The organism is Streptomyces sp. NPDC041135 (assembly GCF_055592085.1).
The window spans coordinates 1-19,273 of the sequence record NZ_JBVIYZ010000012.1; the positions used below are offsets into that span (position 1 = coordinate 1).

At 73.3% G+C, this 19,273-nt stretch carries 16 protein-coding genes; 11 read left to right on the forward strand and 5 right to left on the reverse strand.

The genetic code is table 11. From position 1 onward, the window contains the following. Positions 1-1,077 (forward strand): NAD(P)-dependent oxidoreductase (locus ACZ6CZ_RS25270; RefSeq protein WP_469025275.1); only part of this gene is annotated, 1,077 nt, incomplete at its 5' end. Between the two features lie 75 nt (positions 1,078-1,152). Here ACZ6CZ_RS25270 and ACZ6CZ_RS25275 read toward each other — a convergent pair. Continuing rightward, a complete protein-coding gene (locus ACZ6CZ_RS25275; RefSeq protein WP_469025278.1) occupies positions 1,153-2,676 on the reverse strand; it encodes an MFS transporter in 1,524 nt (507 codons plus the stop codon). 97 nt (positions 2,677-2,773) lie between these two features. Here ACZ6CZ_RS25275 and ACZ6CZ_RS25280 point away from each other — a divergent pair, with 97 nt between their 5' ends. Continuing rightward, complete coding sequence (locus ACZ6CZ_RS25280) at positions 2,774-3,370, forward strand: TetR/AcrR family transcriptional regulator (RefSeq protein WP_469025280.1); 597 nt, start codon at positions 2,774-2,776, stop codon at positions 3,368-3,370. A 63-nt stretch (positions 3,371-3,433) separates the two neighbouring features. Here the strand turns inward: ACZ6CZ_RS25280 and ACZ6CZ_RS25285 are convergent, their stop codons facing one another. Both ACZ6CZ_RS25285 and ACZ6CZ_RS25290 read right to left on the reverse strand, forming a co-directional pair. Next, complete coding sequence (locus tag ACZ6CZ_RS25285) at positions 3,434-4,459, reverse strand: alcohol dehydrogenase catalytic domain-containing protein (RefSeq protein ID WP_469025282.1); 1,026 nt, start codon at positions 4,457-4,459, stop codon at positions 3,434-3,436. A gap of 135 nt (positions 4,460-4,594) precedes the next feature. Continuing rightward, positions 4,595-5,860 carry a PucR family transcriptional regulator gene (locus tag ACZ6CZ_RS25290; protein WP_469025284.1) on the reverse strand — a complete coding sequence of 422 codons (1,266 nt, stop codon included), beginning with the start codon at positions 5,858-5,860 and terminating at the stop codon, positions 4,595-4,597. 164 nt (positions 5,861-6,024) lie between these two features. Between ACZ6CZ_RS25290 and ACZ6CZ_RS25295 the strand changes: the two genes are divergently transcribed. From ACZ6CZ_RS25295 to ACZ6CZ_RS25305, 3 genes are all read left to right on the forward strand, one after another. Then, positions 6,025-6,951, forward strand: coding sequence for a proline dehydrogenase family protein (locus ACZ6CZ_RS25295; protein ID WP_469025286.1), 927 nt, complete (start codon positions 6,025-6,027; stop codon positions 6,949-6,951). A gap of 39 nt (positions 6,952-6,990) precedes the next feature. Continuing rightward, positions 6,991-8,622 (forward strand): L-glutamate gamma-semialdehyde dehydrogenase, encoded by a 1,632-nt coding sequence (pruA, locus tag ACZ6CZ_RS25300; protein ID WP_469025289.1) that lies wholly within the window; start codon positions 6,991-6,993, stop codon positions 8,620-8,622. 306 nt (positions 8,623-8,928) lie between these two features. Further along, positions 8,929-9,060: a hypothetical protein gene (locus ACZ6CZ_RS25305; RefSeq protein ID WP_469025291.1), complete on the forward strand. Its 132-nt coding sequence runs from the start codon at positions 8,929-8,931 to the stop codon at positions 9,058-9,060. Positions 9,061-9,114: 54 nt separating this feature from the next. On the opposite strand, the gene ACZ6CZ_RS25310 is transcribed toward ACZ6CZ_RS25305, so the two are convergent. Then, positions 9,115-10,677 (reverse strand): purple acid phosphatase family protein, encoded by a 1,563-nt coding sequence (locus ACZ6CZ_RS25310; RefSeq protein ID WP_469025293.1) that lies wholly within the window; start codon positions 10,675-10,677, stop codon positions 9,115-9,117. Between the two features lie 243 nt (positions 10,678-10,920). Between ACZ6CZ_RS25310 and ACZ6CZ_RS25315 the strand changes: the two genes are divergently transcribed. Together ACZ6CZ_RS25315 and ACZ6CZ_RS25320 are read left to right on the forward strand one after the other, a co-directional pair. Beyond that, the gene (locus ACZ6CZ_RS25315) at positions 10,921-11,964 is read left to right on the forward strand and encodes a 3-isopropylmalate dehydrogenase (RefSeq protein ID WP_469025296.1); all 1,044 of its coding nucleotides are present in this window, start codon (positions 10,921-10,923) and stop codon (positions 11,962-11,964) included. 250 nt (positions 11,965-12,214) lie between these two features. After that, positions 12,215-13,303 carry a branched-chain amino acid aminotransferase gene (locus tag ACZ6CZ_RS25320; protein ID WP_469025298.1) on the forward strand — a complete coding sequence of 363 codons (1,089 nt, stop codon included), beginning with the start codon at positions 12,215-12,217 and terminating at the stop codon, positions 13,301-13,303. A 16-nt stretch (positions 13,304-13,319) separates the two neighbouring features. Here ACZ6CZ_RS25320 and ACZ6CZ_RS25325 read toward each other — a convergent pair whose 3' ends face one another. Continuing rightward, on the reverse strand, positions 13,320-14,756 hold the full coding sequence (locus ACZ6CZ_RS25325; RefSeq protein WP_469025301.1) for a cytosine permease: 1,437 nt from the start codon (positions 14,754-14,756) through the stop codon (positions 13,320-13,322). Positions 14,757-14,900: 144 nt separating this feature from the next. Here ACZ6CZ_RS25325 and ureA point away from each other — a divergent pair, with 144 nt between their 5' ends. Genes ureA through ACZ6CZ_RS25345 form a run of 4 tightly spaced genes read left to right on the forward strand, consistent with a single transcriptional unit; the run spans position 14,901 to position 19,007 of the window. After that, positions 14,901-15,581 carry an urease subunit gamma gene (ureA, locus tag ACZ6CZ_RS25330; RefSeq protein WP_469025303.1) on the forward strand — a complete coding sequence of 227 codons (681 nt, stop codon included), beginning with the start codon at positions 14,901-14,903 and terminating at the stop codon, positions 15,579-15,581. Then, positions 15,578-17,254, forward strand: a complete 1,677-nt coding sequence (locus ACZ6CZ_RS25335; RefSeq protein ID WP_469025305.1) for an urease subunit alpha — start codon at positions 15,578-15,580, stop codon at positions 17,252-17,254. Before ureA ends, ACZ6CZ_RS25335 begins: the two co-directional genes overlap by 4 nt. A 23-nt stretch (positions 17,255-17,277) precedes the next feature. Beyond that, positions 17,278-18,327: an agmatine deiminase family protein gene (locus ACZ6CZ_RS25340; RefSeq protein ID WP_469025308.1), complete on the forward strand. Its 1,050-nt coding sequence runs from the start codon at positions 17,278-17,280 to the stop codon at positions 18,325-18,327. 53 nt (positions 18,328-18,380) lie between these two features. Next, complete coding sequence (locus ACZ6CZ_RS25345; RefSeq protein WP_469025310.1) at positions 18,381-19,007, forward strand: TetR/AcrR family transcriptional regulator; 627 nt, start codon at positions 18,381-18,383, stop codon at positions 19,005-19,007. Positions 19,008-19,273 lie beyond the last annotated feature (266 nt).

The following is a 19,273-nucleotide window of genomic DNA, read 5'->3' on the forward strand; positions in this document are numbered from 1 at the left end:
GACCCCTACGTGCAGCCCGCCCGGGCCGCGCAGATGGGCGTGAAGGTGCTGTCGCTGGACGAACTGCTGGAGGTCTCCGACTTCATCACCGTCCATCTGCCCAAGACGCCCGAGACGCTCGGTCTGATCGGTGACGAGGCGCTGCGCAAGGTCAAGCCCGGTGTGCGCATCGTCAACGCCGCGCGCGGCGGCATCGTGGACGAGGCGGCGCTGTACGCGGCGCTGAAGGAGGGCCGGGTCGCCGGCGCCGGCCTCGACGTGTACGCCAAGGAGCCCTGCACCGACTCCCCGCTGTTCGAGCTGGACCAGGTCGTCTGCACCCCGCACCTGGGCGCCTCCACCGACGAGGCCCAGGAGAAGGCGGGCATCGCCGTGGCCCGTTCGGTGCGCCTGGCCCTGGCCGGCGAGCTGGTGCCGGACGCGGTCAACGTGCAGGGCGGTGTCATCGCCGAGGACGTCAAGCCGGGTCTGCCGCTGGCCGAGCGCCTGGGCCGTATCTTCACCGCGCTCGCGGGCGAGGTCGCGGTCCGCCTCGACGTCGAGGTGTACGGCGAGATCACCCAGCACGACGTGAAGGTGCTGGAGCTGTCCGCGCTCAAGGGTGTCTTCGAGGACGTCGTCGACGAGACGGTGTCGTACGTCAACGCCCCGCTGTTCGCCCAGGAGCGAGGTGTCGAGGTCCGGCTGACGACCAGCTCGGAGTCGGCCGACCACCGCAACGTGGTCACCGTGCGCGGCACCCTCGCGGACGGCGAGGAGGTGTCGGTCTCCGGCACCCTGGCCGGCCCGAAGCACCTGCAGAAGGTCGTCGCGGTCGGCGACTTCGACGTGGACCTCGCGCTCGCCGACCACATGCTCGTCCTGCGCTACGAGGACCGTCCGGGTGTCGTCGGCACCGTCGGCCGCATCCTCGGCGAGGCGGGTCTCAACATCGCCGGCATGCAGGTCGCCCGGTCCGCGGCCGGCGGCGAGGCGCTGGCGGTCCTCACGGTCGACGACAACGTGACGCCCACCGTGCTGGCCGACGTGGCCGCGGAGATCGGCGCGACCTCCGCGCGCTCGGTCAACCTGGTCTGAGCAGGCCCGTCCCGCAGCAGCCTGAGCGCCGGGCGGCCGAGGAACTCCCTCGGCCGCCCGGCGCTTTCGTGCGTGTCACCGCCCGCCGGCGTCCGGGGCGGTCCCGCGCAGGGTGACGGCCGCCGTGACCGCGGCCCCCAGCATCAGCACCGCACCCACGACCGCCGCCGCCTGCATGCCCTGGGTGAACGCCTCCCGGGCCGCGGCGGCCAGGTCCGCACCGGCCGGGCCGGGGAGCCGGCCGGCGACCGAGAGGGCGCCGCCGAGGGTCTCGCGGGCCTCGGCGGGGGCCGCGGCGGGCATCCGGTGGCCGAAGACGGCCGTACCGACGGAGCCCAGGACCGCCATCCCGAGGGCGCCGCCGAACTCGGTGCCCGTCTCCAGCAGTGAGGACGCCGATCCGGCGTGCTCCACCGGGACGGTGCCCATCGCCAGGTCGGTCAGCTGGGACATCACCGTCACGACCCCGCAGGCCAGCACCCCGGCGGCGGCGAGCACCAGCCACAGCGAGTCGGTGCCGGCCCCGGCCAGCAGCGCGTAACCGGCGGCGCTGAGGACGAAGCCGCAGGCGACGACCCGCCCGCGGTCGGCGCCGCGCTGGACGAGCTGCGCGGTCACGGGCCCGGCGACGCCGATCAGCACCGAGGGCAGCAGGCTCCACAGGGCGGCCGAGAGCGGGCTCTTGCCGAGGACCGACTGGAGGTACTGGGTGGTGTAGACGGCCGAGCCCAGCATGCCGAGGGCGGAGACCAGGGTGAGCACGAGCGCCGGGGTGAAGCCGCGGCCGCGCAGCAGGGCCGGGGGGACGAGCGGCGAGGCCGCGGTGCGCTGGCGGTGGACGAACAGGGCGGCGAAGAGCAGACCGACGGTCACCGACACGACGTACCGGACGTGCCAGCCTTCGGCGGGGATCTCCTTCAGGCCGTAGACGACCGGGAGGACGGCGGCCATCGACAGGGGCACGCCGGCCCAGTCGAAGCGGCCGGGCCGCGGGTTCCTGGACTCCGGCAGCAGCACCGGGCCGACGATCAGCAGCAGGGCCATGGCGGGCAGGTTGACCAGGAAGACCGAGCCCCACCAGAAGTGCTCGACGAGGATGCCGCTCATCACCGAGCCGAGCGCGATCCCGCCGGTCATCACCCCGGACCACAGGCCGATCGCCTTGGCGCGCTGGCCGGGGTCGGTGAACATCGTGCGCAGCAGGCCCATCGTGGAGGGCATCAGGGTGGCTCCGCCGACGCCGAGCACCGCGCGGGCCGCGATGAGGGTCCCGGCGCTGTCGGCGAAGGCCGCGAGGAGCGAGGCGGCACCGAAGGCGGCGGCGCCCGCCAGCAGGACCCTGCGGCGGCCCAGGCGGTCGCCGAGCGAGCCCATCGTGAGCAGCAGCCCGGCCAGGACGAAGCCGTAGACGTCCAGGATCCACAGCTGCTGGACGCCGGTCGGCTCCAGGTCCGCGCCGATCGCGGGGAGTGCGAAGTACAGCACCGAGACGTCCATCGAGACCAGCAGCAGCGGGAGCATCAGGACGCCGAGTGCGGTCCATTCGCGGCGGCCGGCCCGGACGGCCGGGGGCGTGGTGGTGCTCGTCGAGTTCGTCATGCCGGTGACTGTACGGACGTCTTAAACAACTGTCTAGAACGATTGTATAAGTCAGTCGTCTAGGACGGTCGTATGAACGCTGGGTAGGGTGGTCGGCATGGGACACCGTGAGGATCTGCTCGAGGGCGCCAGGCGCTGCCTGCTGGAGAAGGGCTTCGCCCGCACCACCGCGCGCGACATCGTGAAGGCGTCGGGGACCAACCTGGCCTCCATCGGCTACCACTACGGCTCGAAGGACGCCCTGCTCGCGCAGGCCTACGTGGCACTCGTCGAGGAGGTGTCCGGCGCCTTCGAGGGCGGCGCGGACGCGGGCGCGGCCAAGGGCATCACGGCCGCGCCCGGGTCCCTGGAGCGGTTCCAGGAGGTGTGGTCGAACGTCATCGCCACGATGCGCGAGCCCGGCTCGCTGTGGCGGCTCAGTGCGGAGATCGCGGTGATGGGGGACCAGCTGCCCGAGGTCCGCGACCATCTGGCGCGGGCGCAGCGGGAGGGCTCGCGCGGTTTCGTCGCCCTGCTGACCGGTGTGCCCGAGGAGGACGTGCCGGAGGACGTCGTGGACACGCTCGGCAGCTTCTACACGGTCCTGATGACGGGCCTGATCACCCTGTACACCTTCGACGCCGCGACCGCCCCCGGCGCCGAGCAGCTCACCGCGGGGCTGCGCCAGGTGATCGAGAACGCCACCCGCGGCTGACCGCACCGCCGCGGGTCCCGGCCGGACGCGTGCGGGCCCGTGGGGAGCACGCCTTACTCCGGGTCAGCCCATGGTGAGGACCATCCGGAAGCGGGCGGCGCCCTCGGTCATCTTCCGGTAGGCCTCCGCCGCGTCCTGGAGCGGCAGGATCTCGGTCACCGGGCGGATGCCGTGCAGGGCGCTGAACGCCATGGTGTCCTGCACGTCCTGCGCGGTGCCGGACGGGTGGCCGCGCACGGTCCTGCCGCCGGAGATGAGCTGGAGGGGGCTGATTCCCAGCCCGGCCGGGTCCACGCCGATGACCACCAGTTCACCGCGGTGCGCCAGCCCGTCGACCGTGGCCGTGATCGCGTCGGAGGCGCCCGCCGTGGCCAGCACCACCCGCGCGCCGCCCAGCGCCTGGAGGGCGTCCGCCACGGCCGTGCCGCCGGTGCTGTCGATGTAGTGGTGGGCCCCCAGCCGCCGGGCGAAGTCGGCCTTGTCGGCGCCGCGGGCGATGGCGACGGTCTCGAAGCCCATGGCGGCCGCGTACTGCACCCCCAGGTGGCCCAGTCCGCCGAGCCCGAGCACGGCGACGAGGTCTCCGGGCCGGGCGGAACTGCGGCGCAGCCCGTTGTACGTGGTCACGCCCGCGCAGGCCAGGGGCCCCGCCTCGGCGGCGGTCAGCACGTCCGGGATCCGGGCCAGGGCGTCGGCCGGCGCGACGACCGACTCGCCGAAGCCGCCGTCGTAGGTCCAGCCGGGCACCTTGAGGTTCGGGCACACGATGAAGTCGCCCTGCCGGCAGGGCAGGCAGTGGCCGCAGCTGCCGCCGAACCAGCCGACCGTCACCCGGTCGCCGACCTGCCACTCCCGCTCCCGGGTGCCCTCGCCGAGGTCCTCGATCCGCCCGGCGATCTCGTGCCCGGGCACCACGGGGAAGCGGACGCCCGGCAGGGCCGCGTTCACGAAGAACGTGTCGCTGTGGCAGACCCCGCAGGCCTCCACGGCGATCCGGACGTGGCCCGGGCCCGGCCGCGGCACCGGACGCTCCACGATCTCGAACGGCCCCCCGGCGGTGGCCACCTGCGCGACTCGGTAGGTACTCATCTGCGAACTCCCCGGTGACGGACTGAGGGTCTGACGGGCTGCGGGGCCGGGGGCCTTCGGCTGCGACGGCTACGGCTCCCACGACCAGCAGACCAGCTCCGGCCCGCTCCCGCGCGCCGACGGCCCCGACGGGCCCTACAGCCGCGCCCCCTTCAGCGCCATGTGCAGCAGCAGCCGGTCCTCGCCGTCGTCCAGGTCCAGGCCCGTCAGCTGCTCCACCCGGGACAGCCGGTAGTACAGGGTCTGGCGGTGGATGCCCAGCTCGGCGGCGGTCCGGCCGGCCTGTCCCGCGCGGTCGAGGTAGACCTCGGCGGTGCGGGCGAGGTCGTGGTGGGCCGGGGTGAGCAGGGGCGCCACCACCGGGTCGTGGGCCGCACCGGCGGGCAGGGAGGTCAGCAGCCGGTACGGCCCGATGTCCCCCCACCGGGCGACCGGGCCGAATCGGGGCTCGGCGAGCGCCGCCCGGGCCGCCGCCGACGCCTCCTGCCAGGCCGTGCCCAGCTCGGCGATCCCCGGCCGGGCCCCGGCGATCCCGGCGGCCGCGCTCCCGCCCGCCGCCGCTGAGCCCGCCCCGCCCGGGCCCGCCGCTCCCGTGCGCCCCGGCCCGGCGTCGCCCGCCCGCTCCAGCAGCCGGCCCGCCGCCGACACCGCCGGGGTCAGCGTGTCCGCCGACCGCAGCCGCACCAGCAGGGCCAGGCACTGCCCGGCCGTGCCCCACGGCACCGTGCACAGGGCCGTCGCGCCCGGCAGCGTGCGCACGGACGGCGCGTCGTCCGGATCGGCGGACGGCCACGGCGCCACGCAGACGACGGTGTGCGGCCCGTCCGCACGGGTCCCGAGGGCGGTGCGCAGCTCGGCGACCGCCATGTCGCGCTGCCAGCCCCGCTCGGCGGTGAGCACCGCGCGCAGCTCCCGGGTCAGGTCGGCCCCGGCCGCCGCCTCGTCGGCCAGCAGCGCGCCGATCCGGGCCGTGACGGCCATGGCCGCGGTCAGCTGCCGCTCGCTGGGGCCGGGGTCGTCGTCCAGCAGCCAGACGTAGCCGAGGACGACACCGCGATGGCGTACCGGCAGGCAGATGCGGCCGCGGTAGACCCCCGCCGCCGGGGTCGGCGGGATGCGCACGGGGGCCGTCGCCCGGGTGATGCCGAAGCCCTCGAACCAGGTCCGGACCGCCGCCGTCGAGCGCCGGGTCAGGATCGAGCGGGTGCGCACCGGGTCCAGCGCCGAGGGGTCGAGATCGCCCTCGCTGTCGTACGTCCCGAAGGCGATCAGCTCGAAGTCGCGGCTCTCCAGGGTCGCCGGAGCGCCCAGCAGCTCGGAGATCTCGTCCACCAGCTCCTGGTAGTCACCCACGTTCCTGAAAGGACCACTACCCACCGTCACCCGGGCATTCTCCCGCATTTCCGCACGGCTTTCATACAGATGTCTGAGATCCCGGGCACGGATGCGTGGCAGCTGTCGATGGCTGACGATCGAAGGGACTCCTAGGTTTCACGGTGGTTCTCCGTGCCGTACCCGAACCGTCGGGAAGCGGCCGTATCGGTGCTTGTCTGTGGAGGTGCCCCGTGCTGGGTCCCGTGATTCTCGCCGCGTCGCGCAGCGACCGGATGCGACGCCTGATCTCGGCGGCCCCGGTGACCAAGCAGGTCGTCGACCGCTTCATACCGGGCGAGAGCGTCGACGACGTGCTGCCGATCATCAAGGAGCGCACGGCCCAGGGCCTGGAGCTGACGATGGACGTCGTCGGCGAGGACATCACCACCCCCGGGCAGGCCGCCGCCGCCCGCGACGCCTACCTCGAGCTGGTCGAGCGGCTGGGCGGCCTGGAGCTGGGCGAGAAGGTCGAGATGTCCGTCAAGCTCTCGATGTTCGGCCAGGCGCTGGACGGCGGCCACGACCTCGCGCTGGCCAACGTCCGCCCGGTCGTCGAGGCCGCCGCCGCCATCGGCACGACCGTGACGCTGGACGCCGAGGACCACACCACCCTCGACTCGATGTTCGCCATCCACGAGGAGCTGCGGAAGGACTTCCCGCGGACCGGCTGCGTCATCCAGGCCTACCTCTTCCGCACCGAGGCCGACGCCCGCCGCCTCGCCGCGAGCGGCAGCCGGGTGCGGCTGGTCAAGGGCGCCTACAAGGAGCCCGCCGAGGTCGCCTACCAGCAGAAGCACGAGATCGACAAGGCGTACGTCCGTATCCTGCGGACGCTGATGGAGGGCGACGGCTACCCGATGATCGGGTCCCACGACCCGCGGCTGATCGCCATCGCCCAGGAGCTGGCCCACCAGGCCGGCCGCAAGCCCGGCGAGTACGAGTTCCAGATGCTGTACGGCATCCGCGGCGAGGAGCACCTGCGGCTCGCCGCCGAGGGCCACCGCATGCGCGTCTACACCGCCTACGGCACCGACTGGTACGGCTACTTCATGCGCCGCCTGGCGGAGAAGCCCGCCAACCTGCGGTTCTTCGTCCGCTCGATGATCAGCAAGGGCTGAGCCCGAACCACCCGCTCAACGCAAGGAGTTACGGAACCCATGGACGCTGTGACCCAGGTCCCCACCCCCGTCAACGAGCCGGTGCACGGCTACGCCCCCGGTTCGCCCGAGCGCGCCCGCCTGGAGGCCAAGCTCAAGGAGCTGGCCGAGAACCCGATCGACCTGCCGATGACCATCGGCGGCGAGCGGCGGATGGGCGGCGGCGAGCCGTTCCAGGTGGTCCAGCCGCACAACCACAAGGCCGTCATCGGCACCCTGCGCCACGCCACCCGGCAGGACGCCCAGGACGCCGTCGACGCGGCCCTCGCCGCCGCGCCCGCCTGGCGCGCGATGGCCTTCGACGACCGCGCGGCGATCATCCTGCGCGCCGCCGAACTGCTGGCCGGTCCGTGGCGCGAGACGATCGCCGCCTCCACCATGCTCGGCCAGTCCAAGACCGCCCAGCAGGCGGAGATCGACAGCCCCTGCGAGCTGGTCGACTTCTGGCGCTTCAACGTCCACTACGCCCGCCAGATCCTCGCCGAGCAGCCCCCGGCCAACTCGCCGGGCGTGTGGAACCGCCTCGACCACCGCCCGCTGGAGGGCTTCGTCTACGCGATCACGCCGTTCAACTTCTCGGCGATCGCCGCCAACCTGCCCACCGCCCCGGCGCTGATGGGCAACGTCGTGGTCTGGAAGCCGTCCCCGACCCAGACCCACGCCGCCGTGCTGCTCATGCGGCTGCTGGAGGAGGCGGGGCTGCCCAAGGGCGTCATCAACCTCGTCACCGGCGACGGCATCGAGGTCTCCGAGGTGGCGCTGAACCACCGCGACCTGGCCGGCATCCACTTCACCGGTTCCACCAAGACCTTCCAGTACCTGTGGAAGACGGTCGGCAACAACATCGAGAAGTACCGGTCCTACCCGCGCCTGGTCGGCGAGACCGGCGGCAAGGACTTCCTCGTCGCCCACCCGAGCGCCGACCGCGCGGTGCTGAAGACGGCGCTGACCCGCGGTGCCTTCGAGTACCAGGGCCAGAAGTGCTCCGCCACCTCCCGCGCCTACATCCCCGCCTCCATCTGGAACTCCGGTTTCAAGGAGGAGTTCGCGGCCGAGGTCGACTACCTGACCATGGGTGACGTCACCGACTTCGCCAACTTCATGGGCGCGGTCATCGACGAGCGTGCCTTCGCCAAGAACAAGGCCGCCATCGACCGCGCCCGGCAGGACCCGTCCTGCACGATCGTCGCGGGCGGCTCCTACGACGACTCGGTCGGCTACTTCGTCCGCCCGACCGTCATCGAGTGCACCGACCCGGAGAACGAGGTCTTCACGACCGAGTACTTCGGCCCGATCCTCGCCGTCCACGTCTACGAGGACGACCGGTACGACGAGATGCTGACCCAGATGGAGTCGGTGTCGGCCTACGCCCTGACCGGCTCGGTCGTCTCCAACGACCGCGCGGCGGCCGCGTACACGATGGACCGGCTCCGCTACGCCGCGGGCAACTTCTACATCAACGACAAGTCCACCGGCGCCGTCGTCGGCCAGCAGCCCTTCGGCGGCGGCCGTGCCTCCGGCACCAACGACAAGGCCGGCGCCCCGCAGAACCTGCAGCGCTGGACCCTGACCCGCGCCATCAAGGAGACGCTGGTCCCGCCGACCGACTACAGCTACCCGCACATGGGCTGACCAGCCCCTTCGGCCACGGGCCGGGAAGCCTGACCTCCGAGCGGGCTTCCCGGCCCGTTCCCATGCCCGCACGCGATCGCCGTCCGCCGTCTCAGATAGTAGGAAGTCCGAGTAATTGGGCAGACAGACGCGGCCGGGTGTCTTAGCTTGGTAGGAGCCGAACGTCTCGCTCGATCAAGCGAATGGCGATCGTGAGCCGGGCCCCGTGCAGGCAATCCCTGCGGCCCCGCTCCACGCCCCTTCCGGCGTCTCGCTACCACCCCGCCGTAATTTCCGTACTCCCGTGTGTCGAAGGAGTCGATTCCCATGGCCGAGACGACCGCCCGCCGCCGCGTCCGCCACGTGTCCAGCGTGAGCGAGACGGACCGCAAGAACGCCGCAGACGCCCTCCAGCGCGCGCTCGACCGCCGCGACAACGGCGGCGAGACCGGCCACTGAGCCGGCCGCGCCCCCCAGAACCGGGAGCCGCACCCGCTCAGGTGCGGCGCGGCCTCAGCCGCCGCGCCGCACCTGGAAACGGTCGATCCGCGTGCCGTCCCCGGCCCACGCGGACACCGTCAGCCGCGGCGACGCGCCGGGCTCCGCCTCCACCGAGAGGACGGAGAAGCCGGTGTACCGCACCCGCGACCACTCCGCCGTCTCCGGCGCCGCGGTCCCGGCCTTCGTCCAGTGGAAGGTCCGTACCGCGTCGTGCCGGGTGACGTGCCCCTCGTAGCTGTCCTCGACGCCCGGGGGGAAGGAGTACAGGTCCCGGCCGCCGCCGCCCGCGGTGACGTACACGGTCCCGTCCCGCGCGGGGTCCGTCGAGCCGCCGACCGGCACCGCCCGGCCCACCGCTCCGTCCTTCACCGCGTCCGTGCGCTCGTACACGTGGTTGTGGCCGTTGATCACCAGGTCCACCCGGTGCCGGGCGAACAGCGGCAGCCACTGCGTGCGCACCCCGCCGTCCGAGGCGTGCCGCGAGGTCGAGTAGGCGCAGTGGTGGAAGAACACCACCACGAAGTCGACGCCCTCCGCCGACCGCAGCCGGGCCAGCTGCCGGTCCAGCCAGGCCGTCTGACGGCCGCCGCTGTAACCGGAGTTGGCGGGGATCTCGTAGGACACGTCGTTGGCGTCCAGGGCCACGAAGCCGACGTTGCCGTACGTGAACGCGTAGACGCCCGGTGCCCTGCCCGCGTCGAAGCCGTTGTCCGGCAGGGAGAACCGGGCGAGCTGGCCGCCGTAGCCGTCGGGGGAGTACCAGGCCTCCATGTCGTGGTTGCCCGTGGTCACCATCCACGGCACCGACTTCGCCACCGGCTCGGTCTGCTTCAGGTACACGTCCCACTGCCGCGGGTCGTAGCCGTCCGAGGCGGTGCCGGTGCCGGCGGCGTCGGCGTAGCAGATGTCGCCCGCGTGCAGGTGGAAGGCGGGCCCGCGGCGCAGCAGCAGGCTGTCGTTGGCGCGCGCGCCGTTGCTGACGCCCTGGTCGCCGAAGGCCGTGAAGACGAACCGCTCCGGGCGGGCCGGCGCGGTGCGGAAGGAGGCGATGGTGCGCCGGTGGGCTGGGGAGGCGGGGTCCCAGCCGTCGTGGCCGACGCCGTAGTAGTAGGTGGTGCCGGGCGTGAGGCCGTCCAGCGCCGCGTGCACGTAGTACTGCCCGACCGCCGGCCGCACCCCTTCCACGCCGGGGGTGTGCAGCGGGCGCAGCTCGGCGTCCACGCGGTGGCCGAGGCCGTCGGGGCGCAGCCCGAGGCGCACGTAGGGCCGGGTGACCGCGAAGGGGACCTGCCAGGAGATCCGCATCATGGTGCGCGGATCCGCCCCGAAGGCCAGATGGCGGCCGAACGGGGTGAGCACCGCACCGGCCGGCCGGGCGCCGGCGGACACCGGCGCGGCGGTGCGGACGGTGGCGCCCGAGGCGCTCGCGCCACCCGTCAGCAGCCCGCCCGCCACCGCGCCCGCCGTCACCAGCGTGCGGCGCCGGGTCGGCCGGGTGCGCAGGTACTCGTACTGCTCGGCCATGCTCATGCGCTCCGCGAGACGGCGCGGGATGCCGACGTCAGGGGTCTCCATGCCGGGGAAGCTTCCACCGCCCGCCGACGCCCGTGCGGCACCCGGGTGAACTGCGGCCGACAGGATGACACCGGCACCGGAACGGGCGCCCGAAACCGGCGTCTGAACCGGTATCCGGAAGCTGGGGCGGGGCCTCGGGCCGGGGAGTTGCCGACGCCCGCACGACGCCCGCACGGCGCCCGCGCGGCGTCCGGATGGCGGACAGCGCGTGTCATCCCATGGGACGAGGAGTAGGGTGCCGACATGTCTCGCAGCCTCAATCTCGCAGTGATCCCCGGTGACGGCATCGGCCAGGAGGTCGTGGCCGAGGGTCTGAAGGTCCTCTCCGCCGTCCTGCCGCAGGATGTGAAGCTGGAGACCAAGGACTACGACTTCGGCGCCCGGCGCTACCACGCCACCGGTGAGACCCTCACCGACGCCGACCTCGACGCGCTCAAGCGGCACGACGCCATCCTGCTCGGCGCCATCGGCGACCCCTCGGTCCCCTCCGGCGTCCTGGAGCGCGGCTTCCTGCTCAAGCTCCGCTTCGCCTTCGACCACCACGTCAACCTGCGTCCGAGCAAGCTGCTCCCCGGGGTGACGACGCCGCTGGCCGGTGAGCCGGAGATCGACTTCGTCGTGGTCCGCGAGGGCACCGAGGGCCCGTACACCGGCAACGGCGGCACCATCCGCACGGGCACCCCGCACGAGGTCGCCACCGAGGTCTCCGTCAACACCGCCTTTGGGGTCGAGCGCGTGGTCCGCGACGCCTTCGCCCGCGCCCAGGCCCGCCCGCGCAAGAAGCTCACGCTGGTCCACAAGAACAACGTGCTGACCTTCGCGGGCCACCTGTGGACGAACATCTTCAACCGGGTCGCCGGGGAGTTCCCCGAGGTCACCACCGAGTACATCCACGTCGACGCGGCGACGATCTACCTCGTCACCCAGCCCGAGCGGTTCGACGTCATCGTCACCGACAACCTCTTCGGCGACATCATCACCGACCTCGCCGCGGCCGTCTCCGGCGGCATCGGCGTCGCCGCCTCCGGCAACATCAACCCCGGCGGCGAGTTCCCGTCCATGTTCGAGCCGGTGCACGGCTCGGCCCCGGACATCGCGGGCCAGGGCAAGGCGGACCCCACCGCCACGGTCCTCTCCGTCGGCCTGCTGCTGCGCCACCTCGGCCACCACGCCGAGGCGGACCGCATCGACGCCGCGGTCGCCGCCGACCTCACCGAGCGCGCCGGGCTGCCCGCGCGCTCCACCTCCGAGATCGGTGACGCGCTGGCCGCACGAGTAGCCGGCTGACCCGCCGGCCGTACGCACCACCGAAGCCGCCGGGTCGACTCAGCGCCCGGCGGCTTTCCCCTGTCCCCCGCCGGGTGCCACCATCAACCCCCTGGGCCGCATTCACCCCGGTTCCGTCCGCCGCCGCCCCCGCGCGATAATCGAACGCGGAGCCGCGGTATGAGGGAATGCTCGGACGTCCTAAGACTGGCCACCGGCCGTACGGGCGTGAGCGCGGCCCGTCACTACAACCGGTGAAGGACACCCACTCATGACGACGCCCACGATCGAGCTGAAGCCCTCCGCGAGCCCGCTGTCCGCCGCGGAGCGCGACGCGATCCTGGCCAGCCCCGGATTCGGCCGCCACTTCACCGACCACATGGTGACGATCAAGTGGACCGAGGGCCGCGGCTGGCACGACGGCCAGCTCGTCCCGTACGCGCCGATCCCCCTCGACCCCGCCACCAACGTCCTGCACTACGCGCAGGAGATCTTCGAGGGACTGAAGGCCTACCGCCAGCCCGACGGCTCGGTCGCCACCTTCCGCCCGGACCAGAACGCCAAGCGCTTCCAGCGCTCCGCGCGCCGCCTGGCCATGCCGGAGCTGCCGGTCGAGACGTTCGTCGAGGCCTGCCACGTCCTGGTCGAGCAGGACAAGGACTGGGTGCCCGCGCACGGCGGCGAGGAGTCCCTCTACCTGCGCCCGTTCATGATCGCCACCGAGGTCGGCCTGGGCGTCAAGCCCGCCAACGAGTACCTCTTCCTGGTCATCGCCTCCCCGGCCGGCGCGTACTTCCCCGGCGGGGTGAAGCCGGTGTCCATCTGGGTCTCGGAGGACCGCGTGCGGGCCGTGCCCGGCGGCATGGGCGACGCCAAGACCGGCGGCAACTACGCCGCCTCGCTGCTGGCCCAGGCCGAGGCCGCCGCCAAGGGCTGCGACCAGGTCTGCTACCTCGACGCCGTGGAGCACCGGTGGGTCGAGGAACTCGGCGGCATGAACCTGTACTTCGTCTACGGGGACCGGATCGTCACGCCCACGCTGACCGGATCCATCCTGGAGGGCGTCACCCGCGACTCCCTGCTGGCCGTCGCCCGCGACCTCGGCTACGAGGCCGAGGAGGGACGCGTCTCGGTGGACCAGTGGCAGCGCGACTCCGAGAACGGCACCCTCACCGAGGTCTTCGCCTGCGGCACCGCCGCCGTGATCACCCCGGTCGGCACGGTCAAGCGGGCCGGCGGCGAGTGGCGGCAGGGCGGCGGGGAGCCCGGTGAGGTCACCCTCCGCCTGCGCAGCGCCCTGCTGGACATCCAGCGCGGCAACGCCGAGGACCGGCACGGCTGGATGCAGAAGCTGGGCTGACCCGCCCGGGAGGGGGTCACCCCTCGCGTGCCGTCAGGGCCGCCGCGGACTCGGGGTCGGCGGCGGCCCCGACCGGTCCGCGCGCGGTCAGCAGCGCGTAGGCGAGGCCGCCGACCGCGCCCGACAGCAGGAAGCTGCAGTCCACCCCGCCGGTCAGGGACAGCAGCGGGCCCTCGTACGACGGCAGGGACACCGCCAGCAGCCCGGTCGCCGCGCCCAGCGCCCAGGACGCGGTCGCGGGCAGGTGCCAGCCCGCCCGGTACCAGTAGATCCCGCCCCGGGAGCGGCGGTTGAAGACCTGGAGGGCGTCGGCGTCGTAGCGGCCGCGGCAGCGGGCGGAGCCGATCAGGGTGATGACCGCCCACGGGGTGCCGACGGCCGTCAGCAGCAGCACGAAGGACGTCATCGCGGACTGGGCGTTCCAGGCGTAGTGGCCGGCGAAGACGCAGGCGGTGGCGACCACGGCGACCGTGCAGGTGGCGCGGGCGCGGGAGGCGCGGGGCAGGATGGCGTCCAGGTCGAGACCCATCGAGTACAGCATCAGCCCCGCGTTGCCGACCGATCCGGCGGAGGCGGCCAGCAGCAGCGGGACGAGGTACCAGCCGGGGGAGGCGGCGACCAGGGGGCCCGCGTAGTCGCCGGCGGCCCGGGCCGCGTACGCCGTGAAGGTGCCGAACAGCTGCGGCACCAGCAGGCCCGCGACCAGACCCAGCCAGGTGGCGTGCAGCACGCGGCGGCCGCTGTGGCGGGCGGGGGAGATGTAGCGGGTGTAGTCGCCGAGCAGGGTGATGAAGGCGATCGGCCCGGACAGCCCGGCGGCCACGGCGGCCAGACACCAGGTCCGCCAGAAGCCGCCGAGCAGCAGGCCGCCCGCGTCCGGCAGCGCCGCGGTGGTGAAGTGCGGGGCGTAGGCGAACACGCCCAGGGCCAGCAGGGCGGTCATGCCGACCGCCAGCACCCGGGACATCGCGAGCAGCACCCGGTAGCCGTAGACCGCGCCGGCCACCGTGGCCGCGGCGAGCAGCGCGTAGACGACCGCGTACGACGCCCCGCCGGCGGGCAGTCCGACGAGCCGGCCGAGGACGCCGAGCATGACGTCGCCGCCGATCCACACCGTCAGCGCGGTGTAGCCGAGGGCCAGCAGCAGCCCGACGACCGAGCCGACCAGCCGGCCGCGCACCCCGAAGTGGGCGCCGGAGGACGTGGAGAGGTTGGTCGCGGTGCGCAGCGAGATCAGTGCCAGCGGGGCGGTGAGCAGCGCGCCGGCCACCGTGCCCGCCACGGTCGCGCTCACCGACGCCCACCAGCCGAGCCCGAAGGACGGCGGCAGCCAGCCGAAGACGATCACGCCCAGGCAGAGGTTGGAGCCGAGCAGGATCGCGACGAGGTCCCGTGGGCCGCTGGTGCGTTCCGCCTCGGGGATGGTGTCGACTCCGTGCTGTTCGATCGGCATGACCGGGTCTCCTTCGACTGCCGCCTGATGTTTGAGCGGCGTTCAATGTGACCTGTATCCGGGTCACCGGTCAATCTTTCTGTTTCCCGCCGTCGACGTTTAGAGTGGTGCTCTAACGTGCGGAAGGCAAGGAGGTGCCGGGACGTGAGACTGACTCCCACGGAGCGTGACCGGCTGCTGCTGTTCTCGGCCGCCGAGCTGGCCCGGGCCCGCCGGGCCCGCGGTCTGCGGCTGAACGTCCCGGAGGCGACCGCGCTGATCGCGGACACCGTCTGCGAGGCGGCCCGGGACGGCCGGCGGCTCGCCGAGGCCATCGAGGCGGCCCGGTCGGTGCTGGGCCCCGACGACGTGCTGCCGGGCGTCGCCGACGTCGTCACCGAGGTGCACGTCGAGGCCGTCTTCGACGACGGCTCCCGGCTCGCCGTGGTCGCCGACCCCATCGGCGGCGGCCTGGGCCAGGAGGCACCGGGCGCGCTGCTGCCCGGGCCGCAGCACGCCGATCCCGCGCCCGAGCTGCGGATCACGGTCACCAACACCGCGACCGTGCCCGTCTCCGTCACCTCCCACTTCCACTTCTTCGAGGCCAACCCGCGCCTGGACTTCCCCCGCGAGCGGGCCTACGGCATGCGCCTGGCGGTGCCCGCCGGGTCCTCGGTCCGGTTCGGCCCGGGGGACACGGTCGAGGTCGGGCTGGTGCCGATCGGCGGCGAGCGGATCGCGATCGGCTTCGCCGGCCTGGTCGACGGGCCGCTGGACGCGCCGGGCGCGAAGGAAGAGGCCCTGCGCAGGGCCACCGCCTGCGGATACCTGGGAGCCGGCCGATGAGCATCGACGCGTACGCCTACGCCGCCACCCACGGCCCCCGCGCCGGGGACCGCATCCGGCTGGGCGACTCCGGCCTGACCGTCCGCGTCGAGTCCGACTCCCAGCGCTACGGCGACGAGTTCCTGGCCGGCTTCGGCAAGACCGCCCGCGACGGGCTGCACCTGAAGGCCGCCGCCGTCCGCGACACCTGCGACGTCGTGATCAGCAACGTCGTCGTGATCGACGCCGCCCAGGGCATCCGCAAGGTGTCCATCGGCATCCGCGAGGGCCGGATCAGCGGCGTGGGCCGGGCCGGCAACCCCGACACCCTCGACGGCGTCGACGTCGTGGTCGGCACGGGGACGTCCATCGTCTCCGGCGAGGGGCTGATCGCCACCGCCGGCGCCGTCGACACCCATGTGCACCTGCTGTCGCCGCGCATCATGGAGGCGTCACTGGCCTCCGGGGTGACCACCATCATCGGGCAGGAGTTCGGGCCGGTGTGGGGCGTCGGCGTCAACTCGCCCTGGGCGCTGCGGCACGCCTTCGGCGCCTTCGACGCCTGGCCGGTCAACATCGGCTTCCTGGGCCGCGGTTCGTCCTCCGACAGCGCCCCCCTGATCGAGGCGCTGGCCGAGGGCGGCGCGTCCGGCTTCAAGGTGCACGAGGACATGGGCGCCCACACCCGCGCCCTGGACACCGCGCTGCGCGTCGCCGAGGAGCACGACGTCCAGGTCGCCCTGCACAGCGACGGGCTGAACGAGTGCCTCTCGGTCGAGGACACCCTGCGCGTGCTGGACGGCCGCACCATCCACGCCTTCCACATCGAGGGCTGCGGCGGCGGACACGTCCCCAACGTGCTGAAGATGGCCGGGGTGCCCAACGTCATCGGCTCCTCCACCAACCCCACCCTGCCCTTCGGCCGGGACGCGGTCGCCGAGCACTACGGCATGATCGTCTCCGTCCACGACCTCAAGCCCGACCTGCCCGGCGACGCCGCCATGGCCCGTGACCGCATCCGCGCCGGCACCATGGGCGCCGAGGACGTGCTGCACGACCTGGGCGCCATCGGCATCACCTCCTCCGACGCGCAGGGCATGGGCCGCGCCGGCGAGACCGTGCGCCGCACGTTCGCCATGGCCGGGAAGATGAAGGCCCAGTTCGGCGCCCCCGAGGACCACGACAACGAACGCGTCCTGCGCTACATCGCCAAGCTGACCATCAATCCCGCCCTCGCGCACGGCCTCGCCCACGAGGTCGGCTCGATCGAGACCGGCAAGATGGCCGACATCGTGCTGTGGCGGCCGGAGTACTTCGGTGCCAAGCCGCAGCTCGTGCTCAAGTCCGGCTTCCCGGCGTTCGGCGTGACCGGCGACCCCAACGCGGCCACCGACACCTGCGAACCCCTGGTGCTGGGCCCGCTGTTCGGCGGCCACGGCGCCACCCCCGCCGACATCTCCGTCGCCTTCGTCGCGCAGGCCGCCCTCGACCAGGGCAACGACACGATGCCCACCCGGCGCCGCCGGGTCGCCGTGCGCGGCACCCGCGGCATCGGCCCGGCCGACCTGCGCCTGAACTCCCGCACCGGAACGGTCGACGTGGACGGGCGCACCGGCCTGGTGACCCTCGACGGCGAGCCGCTGCGCTCGGGGCCGGCCGACTCGGTCTCCCTCAACCGCCTGTACTTCCTGTGACGTCCACCGACAAGGACCCCGACATGAACACCCCCGCCGCCGACGGCTTCCGGATGCCCGCCGAGTGGGCCCCGCACGAGCGCACCTGGATGGCGTGGCCGGGCCCCAACCCCACCTTCGACGACCCCGAGGACCTCGCCGCCTCCCGGGCCGCCTGGGCCTCGGTCGCCCGGGCCGTGCGGCGCTTCGAACCGGTGACGGTGGTGTGCGGCCCCGGCGCCTCGGCAGGGGCGCGCGCCCTGCTCGGCCCCGGCATCGAGACCGTCGAACGCGACCTCGACGACGCCTGGATGCGGGACATCGGCCCCACCTTCCTCACCGACGGCCGGGGCTCCCTCGCCGCCGTGGACTGGACGTTCAACGGCTGGGGCGCCCAGGACTGGGCCCGCTGGGAACACGACGCGAAGATCGCCGCGCACGTCAGCGACCTCGCGGGCGCCCGGACGTACGCCTCCCGGCTGGTCAACGAGGGTGGCGCCATCCATGTCGACGGCGAGGGCACGGTGCTGCTCACCGAGACCGTGCAGCTCGGCCCCGAGCGCAACCCGCACTGGACGAAGGCGGAGGTCGAGGCCGAGATCCACGCCCACCTCGGCACCCGCAAGGCCATCTGGCTGCCGCGCGGCCTGACCGGCGACTACCCCCCGTACGGCTACGGCACCCTCGGGCACGTCGACATCGTCGCCGCCTTCGCCCGGCCCGGCGTGGTCGTCGTCCACCAGCAGCCCGACCCGGCCCACCCCGACCACGAGGTCACGCAGGAGGTCACCGGCCTGCTCAGGTCGGCGACCGACGCGCGCGGCCGCCGTCTGGAGGTGGTCGAGGTGCCCGCCCCGACCGTCCTGGAGGCCGACGGCCACTGGGCCGACTACTCCTACATCAACCACTACCTGTGCAACGGCGGCGTGGTGCTGTGCGGCTTCGACGACCCGCGCGACGAGATCGCCGCCGGAATCTTCCGCCGCCTCTTCCCGGAGCGGACGGTGACCCTGGTCGACGCCCGCCGGATCTTCGCGGGCGGCGGCGGCATCCACTGCATCACCCAGCAGCAGCCCAAGGTCCGGGTCGGGTAGAACATACGGGTGAACGTCCACCTCCCGCCCGGTGCCGCCCGGACGGTCCCGGCATGACCGCGACCCCGTCGCCCCGCCGCCGCACGCCCGCCCCGCCCCGCGAGGACGTCCTGGCCACCGCCATGGACATGATCGCCGAGCGCGGTCTGGAGAAACTCACCATGGCGGGGCTCGGCCGCGAGGTCGGCATGAGCAGCGGCCACCTGCTGTACTACTTCCGCTCCAAGGACGAGCTGCTGCTGCAGGCCCTGGAGTGGAGCGAGGGCCGCCTGGGCGCCGAGCGCGGCCGGCTTCTGACCCGGCCGGGCACGGCCCGCGCCCGCCTGGACGCCTACGTCGACCTGTACGTGCCCGACGGCCACCGCGATCCGCACTGGACGCTCTGGCTGGAGGTGTGGAACCGCTCGCAGAACGCCGCCGACGACGCCCGCGACCGGCAGGCCGCCATCGAGGGGGCCTGGCACCGCGACCTGGTCGCCCTGGTCGCCGAGGGCGTCTCGCGCGGCGAGTTCCGGCCGGTCGACGCCGACCGTTTCGCCGCCCGGCTGCGCGCCCTGCTCGACGGGTTCTCCATCCACGTGGCGGTGGGGCTGCGCGGCACCGACCGGGAGCAGATCCTGCGGCACGTGCGGGAGTTCCTGGACGAGGCGCTGGGCGCCGCCGGGGACACCGGCCGCTGACCGCCCCGGCCCTGCCCGGCCCTGCCCGGCCCCGCCCGGTCCGCACGGGGTGGACGGGGCCGGGCGGGGCGCGGCCGGGCGGCCGGAAACCGTCCACCGCGGCGACCGCATCCTGAGACGGCCGGTGAGCCGGGCGCGGGGCTGTGCGAGACTGCCTCCGTGCTCTCGTTCGCCACGATTATTGGCAGCAGGCGCGCCGGTCCGCAGTGACCACCACGTACGACCAGGTGCGGGTGGCCACCGTCGTCCTCGACCCGCGCGCAGAC